The organism is Mycolicibacterium neoaurum ATCC 25795 (assembly GCF_000691525.1).
In the GTDB taxonomy this organism is placed as follows: domain Bacteria; phylum Actinomycetota; class Actinomycetes; order Mycobacteriales; family Mycobacteriaceae; genus Mycobacterium; species Mycobacterium neoaurum.
Genome location: NZ_JMDW01000013.1, coordinates 180,966 through 199,216, shown reverse-complemented (window position 1 = coordinate 199,216; position 18,251 = coordinate 180,966). Strand labels below are relative to the sequence as shown.

19 protein-coding genes are annotated in these 18,251 nt (G+C 68.2%); 9 read left to right on the top strand and 10 right to left on the bottom strand.

The window, feature by feature from the left end:
* Positions 1-12: 12 nt before the first annotated feature.
* Both IC40_RS0120310 and IC40_RS0120305 read right to left on the bottom strand, forming a co-directional pair.
* Positions 13-420, bottom strand: a complete 408-nt coding sequence (locus tag IC40_RS0120310) for a hypothetical protein (RefSeq protein ID WP_030136516.1) — start codon at positions 418-420, stop codon at positions 13-15.
* The gene (locus tag IC40_RS0120305) at positions 420-1,160 is read right to left on the bottom strand and encodes an SDR family NAD(P)-dependent oxidoreductase (protein WP_030136515.1); all 741 of its coding nucleotides are present in this window, start codon (positions 1,158-1,160) and stop codon (positions 420-422) included. Before IC40_RS0120305 ends, IC40_RS0120310 begins: the two co-directional genes overlap by 1 nt.
* 64 nt (positions 1,161-1,224) lie before the next feature.
* Here IC40_RS0120305 and IC40_RS0120300 point away from each other — a divergent pair, with 64 nt between their 5' ends.
* The 3 genes from IC40_RS0120300 to IC40_RS0120290 are packed head-to-tail and all read left to right on the top strand — an operon-like array spanning position 1,225 to position 4,413.
* A complete protein-coding gene (locus IC40_RS0120300) occupies positions 1,225-1,767 on the top strand; it encodes a hypothetical protein (protein ID WP_030136514.1) in 543 nt (180 codons plus the stop codon).
* A 10-nt stretch (positions 1,768-1,777) separates the two neighbouring features.
* Positions 1,778-2,860 (top strand): NAD(P)H-dependent amine dehydrogenase family protein, encoded by a 1,083-nt coding sequence (locus IC40_RS0120295; RefSeq protein WP_030136513.1) that lies wholly within the window; start codon positions 1,778-1,780, stop codon positions 2,858-2,860.
* Positions 2,860-4,413: an acetolactate synthase large subunit gene (locus IC40_RS0120290; RefSeq protein ID WP_030136512.1), complete on the top strand. Its 1,554-nt coding sequence runs from the start codon at positions 2,860-2,862 to the stop codon at positions 4,411-4,413. Before IC40_RS0120295 ends, IC40_RS0120290 begins: the two co-directional genes overlap by 1 nt.
* A 10-nt stretch (positions 4,414-4,423) precedes the next feature.
* On the opposite strand, the gene IC40_RS0120285 is transcribed toward IC40_RS0120290, so the two are convergent.
* A complete protein-coding gene (locus IC40_RS0120285; protein ID WP_030136511.1) occupies positions 4,424-5,497 on the bottom strand; it encodes a class I SAM-dependent methyltransferase in 1,074 nt (357 codons plus the stop codon).
* Between the two features lie 80 nt (positions 5,498-5,577).
* Between IC40_RS0120285 and IC40_RS0120280 the strand changes: the two genes are divergently transcribed.
* Positions 5,578-6,291, top strand: coding sequence for an SHOCT domain-containing protein (locus IC40_RS0120280; RefSeq protein ID WP_030136510.1), 714 nt, complete (start codon positions 5,578-5,580; stop codon positions 6,289-6,291).
* On the opposite strand, the gene IC40_RS0120275 is transcribed toward IC40_RS0120280, so the two are convergent.
* The 4 genes from IC40_RS0120275 to IC40_RS0120260 form a co-directional block, all read right to left on the bottom strand.
* On the bottom strand, positions 6,280-7,641 hold the full coding sequence (locus IC40_RS0120275) for a styrene monooxygenase/indole monooxygenase family protein (protein ID WP_030136509.1): 1,362 nt from the start codon (positions 7,639-7,641) through the stop codon (positions 6,280-6,282). The genes IC40_RS0120280 and IC40_RS0120275 overlap by 12 nt on opposite strands.
* A 96-nt stretch (positions 7,642-7,737) precedes the next feature.
* A complete protein-coding gene (locus IC40_RS0120270) occupies positions 7,738-8,877 on the bottom strand; it encodes a cellulase family glycosylhydrolase (RefSeq protein ID WP_110783252.1) in 1,140 nt (379 codons plus the stop codon).
* A gap of 177 nt (positions 8,878-9,054) precedes the next feature.
* Positions 9,055-9,678 (bottom strand): MBL fold metallo-hydrolase, encoded by a 624-nt coding sequence (locus tag IC40_RS0120265; protein ID WP_030136507.1) that lies wholly within the window; start codon positions 9,676-9,678, stop codon positions 9,055-9,057.
* Entirely contained in the window at positions 9,678-10,763 is a 1,086-nt protein-coding gene (locus IC40_RS0120260; protein ID WP_030136506.1) for an S-(hydroxymethyl)mycothiol dehydrogenase, read from the bottom strand. The genes IC40_RS0120265 and IC40_RS0120260 overlap by 1 nt, the downstream gene beginning before the upstream one ends.
* Positions 10,764-10,836: 73 nt before the next feature.
* On the opposite strand from IC40_RS0120260, the gene IC40_RS0120255 reads away from it, so the two are divergent.
* The 3 genes from IC40_RS0120255 (at position 10,837) to IC40_RS0120245 (ending at position 12,727) form a co-directional block, all read left to right on the top strand.
* Positions 10,837-11,661: a serine hydrolase domain-containing protein gene (locus IC40_RS0120255; RefSeq protein ID WP_030136505.1), complete on the top strand. Its 825-nt coding sequence runs from the start codon at positions 10,837-10,839 to the stop codon at positions 11,659-11,661.
* 110 nt (positions 11,662-11,771) lie between these two features.
* The gene (locus tag IC40_RS0120250) at positions 11,772-12,284 is read left to right on the top strand and encodes a DUF3145 domain-containing protein (RefSeq protein ID WP_023986000.1); all 513 of its coding nucleotides are present in this window, start codon (positions 11,772-11,774) and stop codon (positions 12,282-12,284) included.
* A gap of 122 nt (positions 12,285-12,406) precedes the next feature.
* The gene (locus tag IC40_RS0120245; protein WP_019513331.1) at positions 12,407-12,727 is read left to right on the top strand and encodes a PASTA domain-containing protein; all 321 of its coding nucleotides are present in this window, start codon (positions 12,407-12,409) and stop codon (positions 12,725-12,727) included.
* 26 nt (positions 12,728-12,753) lie between these two features.
* On the opposite strand, the gene IC40_RS0120240 is transcribed toward IC40_RS0120245, so the two are convergent.
* Together IC40_RS0120240 and IC40_RS0120235 are read right to left on the bottom strand one after the other, a co-directional pair.
* On the bottom strand, positions 12,754-13,641 hold the full coding sequence (locus IC40_RS0120240) for a diacylglycerol kinase (protein WP_036470450.1): 888 nt from the start codon (positions 13,639-13,641) through the stop codon (positions 12,754-12,756).
* The gene (locus IC40_RS0120235; protein WP_030136502.1) at positions 13,641-15,209 is read right to left on the bottom strand and encodes an FAD-binding oxidoreductase; all 1,569 of its coding nucleotides are present in this window, start codon (positions 15,207-15,209) and stop codon (positions 13,641-13,643) included. The genes IC40_RS0120240 and IC40_RS0120235 overlap by 1 nt, the downstream gene beginning before the upstream one ends.
* A 50-nt stretch (positions 15,210-15,259) precedes the next feature.
* On the opposite strand from IC40_RS0120235, the gene IC40_RS0120230 reads away from it, so the two are divergent.
* Together IC40_RS0120230 and IC40_RS0120225 are read left to right on the top strand one after the other, a co-directional pair.
* Positions 15,260-15,835: a TetR/AcrR family transcriptional regulator gene (locus IC40_RS0120230; protein WP_030136501.1), complete on the top strand. Its 576-nt coding sequence runs from the start codon at positions 15,260-15,262 to the stop codon at positions 15,833-15,835.
* Positions 15,832-17,361 carry a glycerol-3-phosphate dehydrogenase/oxidase gene (locus IC40_RS0120225; protein ID WP_030136500.1) on the top strand — a complete coding sequence of 510 codons (1,530 nt, stop codon included), beginning with the start codon at positions 15,832-15,834 and terminating at the stop codon, positions 17,359-17,361. Before IC40_RS0120230 ends, IC40_RS0120225 begins: the two co-directional genes overlap by 4 nt.
* 1 nt (position 17,362) lies before the next feature.
* Here the strand turns inward: IC40_RS0120225 and IC40_RS0120220 are convergent, their stop codons facing one another.
* Positions 17,363-18,232 carry a LysR family transcriptional regulator gene (locus tag IC40_RS0120220; protein WP_030136499.1) on the bottom strand — a complete coding sequence of 290 codons (870 nt, stop codon included), beginning with the start codon at positions 18,230-18,232 and terminating at the stop codon, positions 17,363-17,365.
* Positions 18,233-18,251 lie beyond the last annotated feature (19 nt).

Here is an 18,251-nt window from a genome sequence, read left to right as displayed (position 1 = left end):
CCACTCGGCGCATCAGGCGTGCACGTCGCGCAGACCGACCGCGCCGCGCAGGCCCGAGCAGTTCACGCAGCCGATACAGCCGACGCAATCGACGCAGCCGGCACAGGCCACACACGCCGCACATTTGCGGCAGGCCACGCACGCGATGCAGGCCACGCAGCCGACCAGCGCCGCGCACAGCACCGAGAAGGCCGTGCCGACGACGGCGAATCCGCCCGCCACCCCGGCACTTCCACCGGTTGCGATCGAACCCGCGACACCCGCACTGTTCACCGTGGCGATGGACCCGGCGACCCCGGCACTGCCGACGGTGCCGATCGAGCCGACGACCGCGGTACTGCCGACGGTGCCGATGGAACCCTGCACCTCGGTGCTGCCCACGGTGCCGACGGATTGTGTGTCGGTATCGATCTCGCTCATCAGTCGGCGCCCTTTCCGTTGTCGACCCGGTAGACCGCGCCGTGGATGGCGGCGGCGTCGTCACTGGCCAAGAAGGCGATGGTCTTGGCGACGTCGACCGGATCCATCATTCCGCGCGGTGCGGCGATCCGCATGATCAGCTCCCAGTCGGCATCCTCGGGCGCCGAGAAATCGGTGACCTGGGCGGTCAGCATCCCGCCGGGACAGACCGCGTTGACGCGCAGCGCCTCCCTGGTGAACTCCACGGCCATCGCCCGGGTCAACCCGACGAGCCCGTGCTTGGCCGCGCAGTACCCCGCCGAGTACACCTCGCCCTCCACACCGGCCACCGACGCCACATTGACGATGTTGCCGCCGGTGGCCAGCAGATGGGGCAGGGCGGCGCGGCTGAGATAGAACGGCCCGTTGAGATTGACCGCGAGATCGAACGCCCAGTCGGCATCGGTCACGCCGGCGGTGCGCCGCATCTGGTGGAAACCGGCCACATTGGCCAGCACGTCGATGCGCCCGAACGCCTCGACGCAGTCGGCCACCGCCTGCGCACAGGCCTCGGCGGAGGAGATGTCGTAGGAGCCGAACCGGCCACCCGGCACGTTGCCGAACACCTCGGCCATCCGATCGGTGTCCCTGGCCACGCCGTACACCGTGGCCCCACGTTCGGCGAACAGGGTGGCCGTTGCGGCGCCGAGTCCGGCCGACGCCCCGGTGATCAATGCGACTTTTCCGTCCAATGAGGTCATACCCGGCACCCTCTCACGGGGCAAACGCCGGACGGGCCAGAAGCGCCCTGCAATACTGCGACGTGTGAACATACTTCGCGGATTGTTCAGTGCCGTGTTGCTGGCCGCTGGTGTGGCGATGATCGGTCCGGCCGCACCGGCCGGGGCGAACCCGCAACAGCAGGTGCTGGAGGGGGTCTACACCTTCAAGCAGGAGGGCCTGCCCGACGCGGCGTGGTCGATCTACCCGGTCTGCGTGCCCGTCGTCGGCGATCTGCGCGTCGAGATCCGCGACCCGGTCGCCTGCCAGCTGACCGTCAGCTCGACGCCCAACACCGTCGCCAAGGGTGGTATCGCGAAACTGGTGGGCGGGCAGTGGAGTTACAACATCAACTCGGTGGACGGGTTGACGTGTCCGGATGGCAGCACCCAGCCGCTGTTCGAGACGTTCGCATTCAACACCATCACCATGACCGGCACGCGCACCGTGTCGCACAACCAGGTGTGTGGGCTGAATGCCACGCTGGAGAAGTTCCCGTTCACGCTGACCTATGCACGGCCGCTGCCGATCCCGATCACCCAGTACCCGCTGATCTGCGAGCCAGGCGGCCTGCGCCGGTGCTTCTAGGGCTGCCGCGATGAGCGCGTCGCCCAAGCGGGTGGTGGTGTGGGGGACCGGTTTCGTCGGGTCGATGGTGATCGGCGAAATCGTCACCCACCCGAACTTCGAACTCGTCGGGGTCGGGGTCAGCAATCCGGCGAAGGCCGGACGCGATGTCGGAGACATCTGCGCGCTGGGCCGCCAACTCGGGATCACGGCCACCGATGATGTCGATGCCCTCATCGCATTGCGGCCCGATGCGCTGGTGCACTACGGGCCTACCGCCGCGCAGGCCGATGCGAACATCGACCTGATCAGCCGCTTTTTACGCGCGGGAATCGATGTCGTCTCCACGGCCATGACCCCATGGGTTTGGCCCACGATGCATCTCAACCCGCCCAACTGGATCCAACCGATCACCGACGCCTGCGTGGCCGGGGGAGCATCCTGCTTCACCACCGGGATCGATCCCGGTTTCGCCAACGACCTGTTCCCGCTGACGTTGATGGGGCTGTGCTCGGAGGTCAGGACGGTGCGAGCCTCGGAACTGCTCGACTACACCAACTACACCGGTGATTACGAGTTCGAGATGGGCATCGGGCGGCCGCCGCAGTACCGTCCGCTGCTGGAAAGCCCGGAGATCCTCATCATGGCCTGGGGCGCAACGGTTCCGATGATCGCTCATGCCGCGGGCATCACCCTCGACGAGATCACCACGACCTGGGACAAATGGGTGACCTCGACCGACCGGCCGTCGGCCAAGGGTGTCATAGCGGCGGGCAATGTCGCGGCCGTCCGGTTCACCATCAACGGACGCTACCGGGGCACGACCCGCATCCAGCTCGAGCATGTCAACCGGATCGGACTCGACGCCGCCCCGGACTGGCCGACCGGCAACGACAACGACGTGTACCGCGTCGATATCGAGGGAACGCCGAGCATCTCGCAGGAGACCGCGTTCCGGTTCACCGACGGGTCCGGCCGGGACGCGGCAGCAGCGGGGTGCCTGGCGACGGGCCTGCGGGCGCTCAACGCCGTACCGGCGGTCAACGATCTCCCGCCGGGCTGGGTGACCGCACTGGATCTTCCCCTCATCCCGGGCGCCGGTACCATTCGCTGATGGCCTCCGGTGCGGATACCGTCCTGCAACGACTGCTGGGCGGCGGGGTGGACGTGTGCTTCGCCAACCCGGGCACCTCGGAGATGCATTTCGTTGCCGCACTGGACAACACACCGCAGATGCGGGCGGTGCTCTGCCTGTTCGAGGGAGTGGCGACCGGCGCAGCAGACGGTTATGCGCGCATCGCGGGGCACCCGGCCGCCACCTTGTTGCACCTGGGGCCGGGACTGGCCAACGGGCTGGCCAATCTGCACAACGCGCGGCGCGCCCACACCCCGGTGGTCAACATCGTCGGCGACCACGCCACCCACCACGTCGAATTCGATGCGCCGCTGCAGTCCGATATCGAGGCGCTCGCCGGTTGGCCGGACGGAGTGGTCTTCCGCCCGGAATCGGGCGCGCAGCTGGCCCCGGCCGTCGACGCCGCCATCGCCGCCGCGGCCGGACCACCCGGGCGGATCGCGACCGTCATCCTGCCCGCGGATTACTCCTGGAGCGAGGCGCAGGCCCCCGATGAACTCGTCACACCGACCACCGCGACGGCCAGCGACGCGCGCTCCGGTGCCGAGGCTGCCCTGGAGGCGTTGCGCGCGCATGGCCGCGAAACCGTCCTGCTGCTCGGTGGTGCCGCGACGACGGAGGCCGGGCTGACCGCCGCGGCACGCATCGCCGCGGCCACCGGCGCACGCATGCTGGTGGAAACCTTCCCCGCCCGCCTGCGCCGCGGGAAGGGGATACCGGCGGTCGACCGGCTCGGATACCTTGCCGAGCAGGCCGAACAGCAACTGACCGGTGCCTCGCACCTGGTACTGGTCGGGGCGCGCGCACCGGTGGCGTTCTTCGCCTATCCGGGCAAGCCCAGCGGTCTGGTCCCGATCGGGGTCCAGACCCACGTGATGGCGCCCGACGAACTGGACGGCCTGGTCGATCAACTCGGTGCCGGACCGCTGTCGCTGCCCGATACACCTCGACCGGAGCTGCCGAAAGGGCCGCTGACGGCGGCGAATTGGGCACAGGTCATCGGTGCGCTGTTACCGCCGGACGCCATCATCTCCGATGAGGCCAATACCAGCGGGGTGCTGGTGCCTGCGGCCACAGCCGGTGCGCCGGCCCACGACGTGCTCACCCTGACCGGAGGCGCGATAGGGCAGGGACTGCCGGTGGCCGTCGGTGCCGCCGTGGCGGCCCCGGACCGGCCGGTGATCGCGCTGCAGGCCGATGGCAGTGCGTTGTACACGATTTCGGCGTTGTGGACGATGGCGCGCGAGAACCTTGACATCACCGTGGTCATCCTGAACAACCACGCCTACGCGATCCTGCAGATGGAGCTGGCCAGGGTGGGGGCAGGCCAGGGTGAGGGCACCGGCGGTGCGAAGGCCCGCTCCCTGCTGGACATCGGCAACCCCGATATCGACTTCGTCGCCATTGCAGCAGGTTTCGGGGTTCCGGCCAGCCGTGCAGGCACCGCCGAGGAGTTGGCGGCACAGTTCAGCGCGGCGTTGGCCGAGCCGGGACCGCATCTTATCGACGCGGCCGTTCCCGCCTTCATGTGATCTGGCCGGGTCAGCCGCGCGGTTTCTTGTGCAGGACGATCTGGGCCATCGGGATCTGGGTCTCCTGCGGTTCGGCCGCCATCCTGGCGGTCACCCCCGACCGTAGCTGCGCGCCGAACGCCGATCGGCGTTCCGCGGCGACGAAACCGGCCAACACCGGGATCACCGCGGCCTGCAGGAAATCACCCCACTGCGCGCCGAAAGCCGCTGTGTCCCCGTCCTTCTGGTACTGACGCCAGAACCGGTCCTCGGCGTCGAACACCTCGAGGTGTTCGATCGTCAGCTGTTCCAACCGCCCGGAGGGAGCGAACGGTGTGGTGAAATCCGCCGTGCGGCGACCGGCGATGGGTAGCGACATCTGCATGAGTTCGTCGGCGGTGATCACCGCACGTGCCGCGAGTTCGCCGAGTTCGGCCATCAGTGCCTCGAACAGCGCCCGGTACCCGAACTCACCGTCGGAGGAGATGGCCATCGTCATCACCACCACGCGCCCGCCGGGGCACAACTCCCGGCCGCGATAGGCGACGAACTCGTGCCAGTCCCTGGCCGCCAGCCGGTCATGCGCCAGTCGTGCGGTGCTGTCGGCACTGAACGAGGCGTGGATGTGATCGCCCACCACGGCGGGAACGCTGCTCAGCCACAGGATCGACCAGGCCGACCAGCCGAGGTTGACGGTGTTGGCGGGCAGGATCTGGCTGTAGAACGACCGACCGACCGCGGACGCGAAGGTCGCGGGATCGCGACGCAGATAACTGTCCGGGTCTTCACGCAGTACCCGGAACAACGCACTGAAATCGTTCTCCGGCACATCGGTGTGCGTCACCAGGATCGAATGCTCGGGCCGGGTCCGCCCGCGCAGCGTTGTGATCGCCGCGTTGAGCGGCAGCAGCGAGTTGTGTCCGTTGGCCGCACCATAGTCGGCGATGACGATGGGCAGCGGCGGCTGAGGAATGGGTACCGCCGCGGCGGCTTCCTCGAACAACCGGATCGCCTGGTTGAGCCCGGCCGCCTGCAACCGAGAGCTGGCACTGTAGTCACCGCTGCCGACCGGGATCGGCCGCACCACGACACTGGACTCGGGCATGCTCGTGAGGTTAGTACCGACGGCCGCCGTGCGCCGCGATGTCCGGCAGCGGTGATGGTGGGCGTGCCACACTTCCTGCCATGCGTCCCGCCGCCGCACCCCGGTTGCTCACCTTCGTCGCCGTGTTGATCATGGTGGCGGCCGGGATCGGCTTCGTCACCACCCTGATCCTGAACGCCTTCGTGCTGGACCGGTACAACGCCTACGGTGAGGTGCCGATCCCCGGCCGGGCCGAGCTGCAGCTGCCGTCGGGTGAGGTCAACATCAGCTTCCACACGCAGATCATCGGCAGCGCCGGCGGCGCGGGCCTGCCGATCCCGGACATGCGGATGGCCATCGATCCGCCGGCCGGGGTGCCGGAGCCGGAGATCGTCGAGAACATCGGTGGCACGACGACGGTCAACAGCGATGCCAGGGTTCGGGTCTGGGTGGCCCGGGTTGCCGAGGCGGGCACCTACACCGTGCGCACCGAGGGTGACGTCAGTGCCTTCGTCAGTCCGCGGTTGGCGTTCGGGCATGGCAGCCCGCTGGGACAAGCGCCGTGGTGGTGTGCCGCGGTGTTCGGTCTCGGGCTCGTCGACCTGGTCATCGCGAGGGTGTGGGCCGCGCGGTGGCGGGCGAGATCGCAGCCGGTTACGCCGACCTTCACCCTCGGCGAGGCGCCGGCCTCCTATATCCCCACCGATGACGGGATCCGCCTCGAAGGTCTCAAGACGCTGGCGGCACTGCGCGACTCCGGCGCCCTCACCGATGCCGAGTTCGAATCCGAAAAGCGTCGGCTGCTAGGCGGCTGATTGCAGCAGCTGCGATCGCTCGAACCGACCCGCAGGCCGGAACCGGGCGACCACCTCGTCGGCGGGTTCACCGGCGAACTCGGTGATGAGCGCCTTGGCCCCGTCCTCGGAGGTCACCGATTCGAAGGGTGTCGGGTCGTCGAGCAGGCTGACCAGCTTCCCGGCGAAGCGCGGGCTGGCGCTCGCGGCGGCGAAGAACAGGCTGCCGTAGTCGGCGAAGGCGGGGTCGGACAGGAACAACTGGGTGACGCGCTGGGCGGCGCGGCCGCGGTGGTGGTAGAAATCCTCGAATGATGTTGTCAGCCAATCGGTGTCGAACGGGCCGTCATGGGATGCGGCCCTGCGCACCAGATCGGCGGTCTGGATGAGGCCGCCCTGGGCGCCCTGCCCGGCAATCGGGTCATAGGAGATCGCGGTGTCACCGAGGGCCAACACGGGATGGCCGGAGGCCGTGCTGCCCACCGCCTTCCGGACCACCTGGGTTACCGCCCCGGTCAGCCACGAGTGCGGATCCTCGTCGATCACCCGAAGCCGGCTGACCTCCGGTAGGTCCCAGTCGATGTAATCGTGATGCAATCCCGTGGCGATCCGCAGCGCCGATACCGCATCGGTCACGGTGGCAAAGCGCCGATCCCAGTCGCTGCCGGGATGCGCCCAGCCCAGGAAGGCCCAGCTCGGGCCCGCGTCCTTGTGCAGATAGGGGCCCCAGAACGATTCGCCCTGCCCGGCCACGACGGTGAACGCATGGTGGCTGCCGCCGCCCGAACCCCGGTGGGCGAAGACGTCGGGACCATGCCCCAGCCCGGTGACCGAGAACGCCAGCAGCGAGCGCTGCGGCCTGTCGTAGGGGGTGCGGGTGCTGTCGACGGGAAAGAGCGCCGAGAGCCCGCCGCGGCCGGTGGCGACCAACGTGAGGTCGGCGCGGGCTGCGATGGTGTCGAGTCGTTGCGGGTCCACCGACTCGACCACGAAGTGGCCTCCGCGGCGGCCGAAGAGGGTCAGCCGGTCGTCGGCCTTGAGTCGGGTATCGACCGCTACACCGCGGGCACCGTCGAACCAACCGTCGAACGCGATCGCCTCGGCACCGTCGGCGACGACGCGGACGCTCTGTCCGGTCGAGGTGGGCGCGGTGGCCAGATAGGTGTTCAGTCCCAGGCTTTCCTCGGCCTGCTGGGCCTTGCCGAAGATCAGCGCGGTTCCGGTGGCGGGCACATCGTTGCGCAAGGCGTGCTGGTCTCGATCGCTGTAGAGGGTGACGTCGAATCCGTTGTCCAGCAGTCCGAGTGCGGCCGTCACACCGGTCTGGCCGGCACCGATGATGGCCGCGGAGCGTCCGTTCGAAGTCGTCATGGCAACCACTATCGGTGCCGCGGCGCGGGACAGAAAGCGACAGGCTCAGCCTGATCGCAAACGCCGGGCCTAGGCGGTGTGGGCTGGGTAATCGGCCTACGTGGTGGTGCCGACGAGCCGCATCAGCGGATCGCTGGGCCCGATGTCCAGCGTGCACTGGCCGGGCCGCGGGTCGGGGACATAGGACCAGAACATCACCCCGGCGGCGCCCTGATCGCGCATCTCGCCGAATGCCTCCCGCAGGACCTGCTCACGATCGCCGACCGAACCGCACGATCCGGCTTCCATGCCGACCTCGGTGATCACCAAAGGCTTGTCGAGCGCCCGGGCCTGCTGGACCCGGCGGGCCAGCCCGTCGTACTCGTTGCCGGGCAGCGAGTCGGTCGACTCGTAGAAGTGGTACTCCAGGACGTCGATCCCGGGTGAGGCGCTCACGTATTCGAACGAGTCGCCGGCCGACCCGCATTGGCCACCGCCGGCGTGCCCGCTGAACACGGTGGTGCCCGGGTCGAGTTCGTGGATGCGCGCACCGGTCGCGTCGTAGAACTGGCGCAGCACCTGTGCGGCATCGGACGGGCAGGACCGTGCCTGCCAGGTGCACCCGTCGTCGGTGCACAACGACGGTTCCGGCTCGCCGACGGCGGTCCAGCCGGCCACCGCGGGTGAGGACGCCCACCGCTTCACTGCGGTGTCCAGCCACTGCGCGAAGGTCAGCGTCGTGCCCGGTGACCGGTTGGTGGTCCAGCCATCGGTGTACCAGCCGTATTCCTTGAACGTGTCGTCCTCGCAGCTGCCCTCGTTGCTGGAGAGCACCGCGATCAGCATCTGACCGTGCCGCTCGGCGGCACGCACGACGGCGTCCAGCGCGGTGAAGTCGAGCATCCCGGTGTACTTGTTGACGGCCAGGCTGGAGAAGGCGTTGAACCGGGTGAGCGAGTGCGGCGGGAGCCGGCTGAAATAGGTGTCGAGGTCGACCTGCGCACCGCAGCCGGCGTTGATGGACCAGTCGGTGCCCAGCTGATAGGCGTTCAGGCCGATCGGCCACCACGGCTTTCCGTCGAGGGTGAGCGCGGTTCCCTCGACGCCGAGGGTGGCCGTCGTCGACGTCGTGGCGGCCAATGGTTGGGGTGCACCCGAGCTGGTGGGGATCGACCCTTGGGGTGACTGGACCGAGCACGCAGCAGTCAGCGCCACGGTGATACACGCCGTGAGGGTACGCAACCACGGGCGAGCCATGAGCTGACTTTAACCCCGCCGAACACCTGCTGCGGACAACAATTCAGCTACTGCAGTTTTAGCAACTCGGCACCTGGGAAAATGCGCGTCAATTTGGCGAAATGTCGCATGGACGTGCAATCTCAGCAAACAAAAATTCGTCCGCCCGCAAACGCCGTCCGGTGGGTCGCCGGGGCCCTAGTGGCCGCGCTTGACCCACTCGTCATAGTTCACGAGCTCACCCCCGATGGTGGTGGTGTCACCATGGCCGGTGTATACGACGGTCTCGTCGGGCAGGGTGCCCAACCGCGAGGAAATCGATTTCAGGATGGTCGGGAAGTCCGAATAGGACCGCCCGGTGGCGCCCGGGCCGCCCTGGAACAGGGTGTCGCCGGAGACGACGGCGTTCAGTGCCGGTGCCGACCAGCACACCGATCCCGGGGAGTGCCCTGGTGTGTGCAGGGCGTGCAGTTCGATCCCACCGGCGGTCAGCACCAGGCCGTCGTCGACGGTGCGGAACGCCGCCTCGGGGTGCACGGCGCGCCACAGCATTTCATCGGCCGGGTGCAGGAACACCGGGGCATCGAGGGCCTCGGCCAGTTCCGGCGCGACGGTGATGTGGTCGTTGTGGCCGTGGGTGCACACCACCGCGACGACATTGCGTCCGGCGACCGCGTCGATGATCGGGTCGGCGGTGTGGGCGGCGTCGAAGACGATGACGTCTTTATCGTCGCCGACGATCCAGATGTTGTTGTCGACATCCCAACTGCCGCCGTCGAGTTCGAAGGTGCCGCTGGTGACCACCCGCTCTACGCTGCCCATCAGAAGACCACCACCGAGCGCAGCACCTCACCGGCATGCATCTTGTGGAAGGCGTCTTCGACCTGATCGAGGCCGATGCGTTCGGACACGAACTTTTCTACCGGCAGGCGGCCCTGCAGGTACAGGCTGATCAGGGTGGGGAAATCGCGCTCGGGCAAGCAGTCGCCGTACCAGCTCGACTTCAGCGACCCGCCGCGGGAGAAGAAGTCGACCAGCGGCATCTCCAACTTCATGTCCGGGGTCGGCACGCCCACCAGGACCACGGTGCCTGCCAGGTCGCGAGCGTAGAAGGCCTGCTTCCAGGTTTCGGGGCGGCCGACGGCGTCGATGACGACATCGGCGCCGAACCCGTCGGTGAGGTCCTGGATCGTGTCCACGGCATCGAGATCTTTGGCATTGATGGTGTGGGTGGCGCCGAACTCGCGGGCGGTGTGCAGCTTGCGGTCGTCGACGTCGACGGCAATGATCCGTCGCGCACCGACCAGGGCGGCGCCGGCAATGGCGGCATCACCCACGCCGCCGCAGCCGATGACGGCCACGGTGTCGTCGCGGTTGATCGCACCGGTGTTGATCGCGGCGCCGATACCGGCCATCACGCCGCAGCCCAGCAGGCCGGCCACGGCCGGGTCGGCGGTGGAATCGACCTTGGTGCACTGGCCCTGGTGCACCAGGGTCTTATCGGCGAAGGCGCCGATGCCCAGGGCGGGGGACAGCTCGGTGCCGTCGGTCAGCGTCATCTTCTGGGTGGCGTTGAAGGTGTCGAAACACAGGTGCGGGCGGCCACGCTTGCAGGCGCGGCACTCACCGCAGACCGCCCGCCAGTTCAGGATCACGAAATCGCCGACCTCGACATGGGTGACACCCGCACCGATGCTTTCGACGATCCCGGCGGCCTCGTGGCCGAGCAGGAACGGGTAGTCATCGTTGATCCCGCCCTCGCGGTAGGTCAGATCGGTATGGCAGACACCGCAGGCCTGGATCGCGACCACGACCTCGCCGGGACCGGGATCGGGGATGACGATGTCGACCAACTCGACGGGCTGACCTTTGGACCGGGAAATCACACCGCGCACTGTCTGACTCATGCCTATAACCTAATACGCGGCACCCACCCTCGCCGGACAGGTGTCCAGTTTCGGCGTCGGTAGCATCCTGCGGGTGGGTGCGCTCGAACTTCTCGACGATTGGCCGGTGTCGACGGTCGCTGCCGCGGTGGTCGGCCCAGATGGCGTGCTCGCCGACCGTGGGGACACCGCTCATCGCTTCCGGTTGGCCTCGGTGACCAAGCCGCTGGTGGCCCGCGCCGCACAGGTTGCCGTCGAAGAGGGCGCCTTCGATCTGGATACCCCCGCCGGTCCACCCGGTGCGACGGTGCGACACCTGCTGGCGCACACCTCGGGGGTGAGCATGCAGGGCCCGGATCAACTGGCCGCGCCCGGCACCCGGCGGGTCTATTCCAACTACGGGTTCGCTCTGCTGGCCAACGCGCTGCAGGACGCGACCGAGATCGAGTTCTCCGATTACCTGCGCGAGGCGGTGTTCGAACCGCTGGGCATGACGGGATCATCCCTGGCCGGCGGGGCGGACGCCGCTGGGCACGGTGGCCAGTCCTGCGTAGACGATCTGGTGCGCTTCGCCGGTGATCTGCTGCGGCCGGTGCTCGTGACGCCGGAACTGCACGCCGAAGCGACGACGGTGCAGTTTCCCGGGCTCAACGGTGTGCTGCCCGGGTTCGGCTCGCAACGGCCCAACGACTGGGGGCTGGGATTCGAGCTGCGCTCGCACAAGTCGCCGCACTGGACCGGCGCCGCGAACTCGCCGTCGACGTTCGGGCATTTCGGCCAGTCAGGGACGTTTCTGTGGGTCGATCCGATCGCCGAGCTGGCTCTGGTGGTGCTCGCCGACCGCGACTTCGGGGACTGGGCGTACGAGCTGTGGCCGGCGATCTCTGATGGAGTCCTGAGAGAATTCGGCGCACACTAGCGCAACACGCGTCTCACAAGGCACAATAGACACGCACGAAACAACTGCACATTTCGGTAACGCCAGGTCGTTGGGGAAGACGTCCCTCGTGGAGCCGAAGGAGCAAAAGTATGCGTGCGTCGAACCAGTTCGCCGAGGCGACAACTGGCGTGGTTTACGTTCACGCCTCGCCCGCGGCGGTATGCCCACATGTGGAGTGGGCTCTTTCGTCGACCCTGTCGGCGCGGGCGAACCTCAAGTGGACGCCCCAACCTGCCATGCCCGGGCAGCTGCGTGCCGTCACCAACTGGGTGGGCCCGGTGGGTACCGGTGCTCAGTTGGCGAACGCGCTGCGATCCTGGTCGGTGCTGCGCTTCGAGGTCACCGAGGACCCCAGTGAGGGCGTCGACGGGCACCGCTGGTGCCACACCCCGCAGCTCGGGTTGTGGAGTGGGGCGATGAGCGCCAACGGTGACGTGATGGTCGGCGAACAGCGATTGCGCGCCCTGATGGCCTCCGGTGCCGATGCGCTGGCTGCCGATCTGGATTCCGTCCTGGGCACCGCGTGGGACGAGTCGTTGGAGCCCTATCGCGGTGGCGGCGACACCGGCGAGGTCACCTGGCTCAATCGCGGAGTGGGCTGAGTCACACCAGGAAGTCTGTTTTTCGGTCGATTTGGGTTGCCCGGAAACGGTTTTCACGGCTTACAGGAGAGTCACGCCTGGGATCCAGCTTCCTTACAGAAATGCTGGCTAACCTTCGCGCTATGAAGTCGAAGACAGCGTTCGCCGCGGCCGGTGCCGCACTGGTTGTTCTGTCCGCTGCCGGAATGCCCACTGCGGCAGCAGAACCCACCTGGACCATGCCCTCACTGCAGGGTATGAACCTGGAGAAGGCTCAGGCTCTGTACACCGAGGCGGTCGGCGGCAACGGGCCCACCCTCAAGTATGTCAATAAGCAGGTCGCGTCATGGAAGATCGTGGCGCCGGCGATGTGGGATGTCTGCTCCCAGTCGCCCGATCCGGGAAGCGAGATCGCCCCGCACACGGTCCCGCGGGTGTCGGTGAACGAACACGGCGAGTGCTGATCGCCTGATCTGAGGGGCCTTCCGGGTCAGGGGCGCAGCACCGTCAGCGCACCCGGCACCGCGGACACCTCGACGGGCAACGGGCAGACGAACTCCCCGTCGGCATAGGCGTTGATTGCCGGGCAGTCGACCGTGATCACCCGGGCCCGCCGGGTCTGCACCTCGTCGAGATCGACATGGGTGCCTCGAAAGACCGTGGGGAACAAGCGGATGAGCCGCGTTCGGGATGCCGACGCGACCATGGTGACGTCGAGCAGCCCGTCGGTCGGGTCGGCGCCAGGACAGATCCGCATACCGCCGCCGTAGCTGCGGGTGTTGCCGAAGGCCGCCAGCGTCAGGTCGGTCTGCTCCTCGACACCGTCGAAGGTCAGCCGGAACGGCAGCAGTCGGAGTGCGGAGATCTCCGCGACCATCGCCAAGTTGTATCGCATCCGCCCGTGCGGCCATCGCATCCGGTTGGTCCTGTCGGTCACCAGCGAGTCGAAACCGGCGGCCATGACGGTACCGAACCAGCGCTGAGTTCCGTCGGCGCCGACGATGCGTCCCAGATCCACCGTCGCCGCCCGCCCGTCGACGACGATATCCGCCGCGGTCTCGGGATCCTTTGTCGGAATACCGAACTCGCGCGCATGGTCGTTACCGGTGCCGGCCGGGATGATGCCCAGCGGGATACCCGTGGTGGCGAGAACCTGCAATGCCAGCGAGATGATCCCGTCACCGCCGACCACGACCAGCGCGTCCATCCCACGCTCAAGGGCACCCTCGACGAGCTGTCGGGCATGAGCGGGATCGCGGCCCGCGACGGCCACCACGTCGACCCCGCGGCGGTGCAACTGTGCGACGGCGCGTTCGGCGGCATGCGGTGCGCTGCCGTGTCCCGACGCCGGGTTGGTCAGGACGGTGACCCGCTTGATCACGGGATCAGCTTGCCCGGGTTCATGATTCCGACCGGGTCGAGGACCGACTTGACCGCCCGCAGGATGTCGATGCCGAGGTCGCCCACCTCGGCCCGCATCCACGGCCGGTGATCGGCGCCCACGGCGTGATGATGGGTGATGGTCGCCGCGGTGCGCACCATCGCCTCGGAGGCGGCGATCTTGGCGCGCCGCCACTGCTCGATCGGGTCGCCCTGCTGGGCGGCGACCACCGTGAAGTACAGCGACGCGCCGGTGGGGTACACATGCGAAATATGGCACATCACCAGCGCCTGGCCCAGTGAATCGGTGAGCGCCTCGGTGACCGCGTCCTTGAGCGCGGCGATATTCGACCAGTTGGTCGCGGTTTCCAGCGTCTCGCACAGCGCACCGGCCGACAGCAGGGAATCGCGCAGATACGGGGCATTGAACCGACCGTGTTCCCAGGCTCGGGCTGCGCCGTCGCCGAGCGAAGTACCACCGTGAGCCCGCAGGACGGCGGCGGTTTCGGCGTGGCGGCTCTCGGTGTGCGCCGCGGACCCCTCGAACGCGGTGATGGCCAGACAGCCACCGGTGATGGTCTGCTCACCGATGCTCTCGGTGGTCGCCAGGTTGACGCCGGTCTCGGCCTCGTCGGACAGGCGGATGACCGTCGGCCCGGTGCCGGTCTGCACCACCGCGCGCAGCGCCGCGGCGCCGGTGCCGAAGTCGGGGAATGACCACGCCTCGTAACGGGTGGTCTCAGGGACCGGATGTACCCGAACCCGGACCCGGGTGATGATGCCGAAGACGCCCTCCGAACCGACGATCAGCTGCCGCAGGTCGGGGCCTGCCGCCGAGGCAGGGGCGCGGCCGAGGTCGAGCACACCGGCGGGGGTGGCCACGGTCAGACCGCGCACCATATCGTCGAATCGGCCATAACCTGCGGAGTCCTGACCGGAGGAGCGGGTGGCGGCGAAGCCGCCGATGGTGGCGAACTGGAAGCTCTGCGGGAAGTGTCCGAGTGAGAACCCCTGCGCACCAAGCAGTTCCTCGGCTTGCGGGCCGGTGACGCCGGCACCGAGCTCGGCCTCCCCGGAGATCGGGTCGAGATGGTGTAGCGCATCGAGTCGGCGCAGGTCCACCGACACCACGGCGGCGAACTCACCGCGATCAGGATCGAGCCCGCCGACCACGCTGGTGCCGCCGCCGAAGGGAACGACGGCGATGCCCCGCTCGCTGCATACCTTGAGCACCTCGATCACCGCGGCCTCGTCGGCGGGGAGCAGCACGGCATCGGGCGCATCTTGTTCGCCGGTGCTCTTGCGGCGCAGCAGATCCGGTGTCGACTTGCCGCCGGCGCGCAACAGTCGGCTCTGGTGATCGGTGCGGACGTGCTCGGCACCGAGGACGGCCTGCAGGGCGTCGCGGTCGGCATCGCGCAGCGCCGACGGCCGCAGTCGCACGTCATCGGCTGCCAGTTCCGGATCGGCTGGTCCGTCTATGCCAAGGGCCTGCTTGAGCAGACCACGAATACCGTCGGACAGCGGCTTGGCGGCCCGCGGATCTCCCCAGGCGTTCCACTTCATCGGGGGCAGCAGGTCGGTGTGGGCTCGCGTCATGCGTTACAGTATTACACATGGTGTCAATCAGTAACGAGGACTCGGTCGGGGATCGTATTCTCGACGCAGCCGCCGAGTGCGTGCTCGCCTATGGGGTGGACCGGGTGACACTGGCCGAGATCGCCCGTCGTGCCGGGATCAGCCGTCCGACGGTGTACCGCCGATTTCCGGACACCCAGTCGATCCTTGCGGCGCTGCTGACCGCCCGTGTGGTGCGCGTGCTCGACGACGCGGGGGACAGCGAGACCGGCCGCCGTGCCCTGGTGGCACGCATCGTCGGGGTGGCACGCCGACTGCGCCACGATCAGATCGTGATGTCGGTCCTGCACGACGCACCCGAGCTGGCCATGGTGTACATCGCCGAGCGGCTCGGCACCAGCCAGCAGATCCTCATCGACGCCGTCGCCGGGCAACTCAAACTGGCCCAGGAAGACGGCAGCGTCCGCGCCGGTGATCCGCGCCGGCTGGCCGCGATGTGCCTGCTCATCACCCAGTCCACCGTGCAGTCCGCCCAGATGGTCGAACCGATCCTGGACGCCGACGCGCTCGCCGATGAACTCGCCCACGCCCTGAACGGATATCTGACGCCATGAGCTCGATACGCGACAGCGCCCTCAACCGGACCCGCCGCACCGCCGAGTTGACCGCACTCGGCGACGGTGGCGTCGTCGACCTGGTGGTCATCGGTGGGGGCATCACCGGCACCGGGATCGCCCTCGACGCGGCATCCCGCGGCCTGAACGTGGTGTTGGCCGAAAAGCACGACCTGGCATTCGGGACCAGCCGCTGGAGCTCCAAACTGGTCCACGGTGGATTGCGCTACTTGGCCTCGGGCAATATCGGCATCGCCCGCCGCAGTGCTGTCGAACGCGGAATCCTGATGTCGCGCACGGCACCTCACCTGGTCAACGCCATGCCGCAACTGGTGCCGCTGTTGCCGGCGATGGGGCGCCCGGCGCGGGCGCTGGTCCGCACCGGATTCCTCGCCGGTGACGGGCTGCGCCGGCTGGCGGGCACGCCGGCGTCGGTGTTACCGCGCTCGCGGCGGGTCGGTGTCACCGCGGCCGTCGACCTGGCTCCGACCGTGCGCCGCGCCGGTCTGGACGGTGGATTCCTGGCCTATGACGGTCAGCTCATCGACGATGCGCGCCTGGTCACGGCGGTGGCGCGCACCGCGGCCCAGCACGGCGCAATCATTCTGACCCGGACGAATGTGACGGGCGCGCAAGGTGATTCGGTGATGTTGACCGATGAGCTCACCGGGCAGACCATGGCGCTGCGATCGCGTGCCGTCGTCAACGCCACCGGGGTGTGGGCGGGGGAGGTCGACCGGACCATCCGCCTGCGGCCCAGCCGCGGCACGCACCTGGTGTTCGACGCAGCCGCCTTCGGTAATCCCACCGCGGCACTGACCATCCCGATTCCCGGTGCGCTGAACCGATTCGTCTTCGCGATGCCCGAACAGCTCGGCAGGGTGTACCTGGGCCTCACCGACGAGGATGCCCCCGGGCCGATACCCGATGTGCCAGAACCCATCCCGGCCGAGGTGCGCTTCTTGCTCGATACCGTCAACACCGCGCTGGACACCGCACTGACCGAGGACGACATACGTGGCGCCTACGCCGGGCTGCGCCCGCTGATCGAGAGCGAGGGCGAGACAGCGGACCTGTCGCGTGACCACGCCGTCACCGAGTCGCCCGACGGCGTCATCAGCGTCGTCGGTGGCAAGCTGACCGAATACCGTTACATGGCAGAGGATGTGGTGAATCAGGCGATCACCCGGCGCCGGCTTACCGCGGGACCCTGCCGAACCCGTGACCTGCCGCTGGTCGGTGCACCCGCCAACCCGGTCGCCGCTCGATCCACGTCGATGCCGATGCCGGCGTCCCTGATGGCCCGCTATGGTGCCGAGGCGTCGAATGTCCTCGCCACCGCGAGCTGTGACCGGCCCGCCGAGCAGGTGGCCGATGGAATAGACGTGCTGCGTGCCGAATTCGAGTATGCGGTCACCCATGAGGGGGCCCTGACCGTGGACGACATCCTGGACCGGCGAACCAGGATCGGTCTGGTCGCCGGCGACCGGGAGCGCGCCGAGGCGGCGGCGGCCGAGTTCGTCTGACTCAGCGGGCCGCGAGAACGGCGTCACGGAATGCCGACCGGGTGTGCCGTTGCCACAGTGCCTGTACACCGACGAGGAGATCGGGTTCGAGGTCGATGACCCGTACCCGGCCATCCATCTCCGGCCCGGCCTGGGTGGTGACGAACGCCGGCGCCCCGGTGGTCAGCGGCGCGGCGACCGTCGCCGAGCCCTGGACACGGCTGACGACGAAGTCTGGCTCGAAACCCGCTCGCCGGCATGCGCCCATCAGGAAGTCGCTGTAGTACGAGGCGCCCGGTGGTGCCCACAGGGCGATCTGCTCGCCGGCCAGTTCGCGGATGTCGATGACCGTGGCGTCGGCCAACCGGTGCTCACGAGGTACGGCAACCCTGACCCGGTCGTAACCGATGGTGGCTGAAGATAGTTCGGCGGTGGGCGCGATGCCGCGGCGTAGCCCCAGGTGCACGGTGCCGTCGAGGATCTCGCGCAGCAGCTCGCCGGGATACATCTGGCGGCAGGTGACCGACAGGTGGGTGAAGCCGTCGATCGCGGGTTCGAGCCTGGTGTACACCTCGGCCGAGCTCAGTGCCGGGGTGTGTCCCACCACGAACACCTCGGGGCTATCCCCGGCGGTTCGCGACACCCGATTGGCCACGGTCTCGGCGGCCGCCAGCAGTACCCGTCCTTCGATCAGCAGTTGTGCGCCGGCCGCGGTCGGGGTGATGCGGCGTCCGGACCGGGTGAAAAGCTCGGCACCGAGCTCTTTTTCGAGCAGCTGGACCGATTGGCTCAGCGCCTGCTGGGTGATGTGCAGGGTGGTCGCTGCGGCGGTGAAGCTACCTGCCTCGGCCACGGCGACGAAGTGGCCCAGTCGCCGAAGGTCGAGAGTCATACGATCAATCTACAAGTAT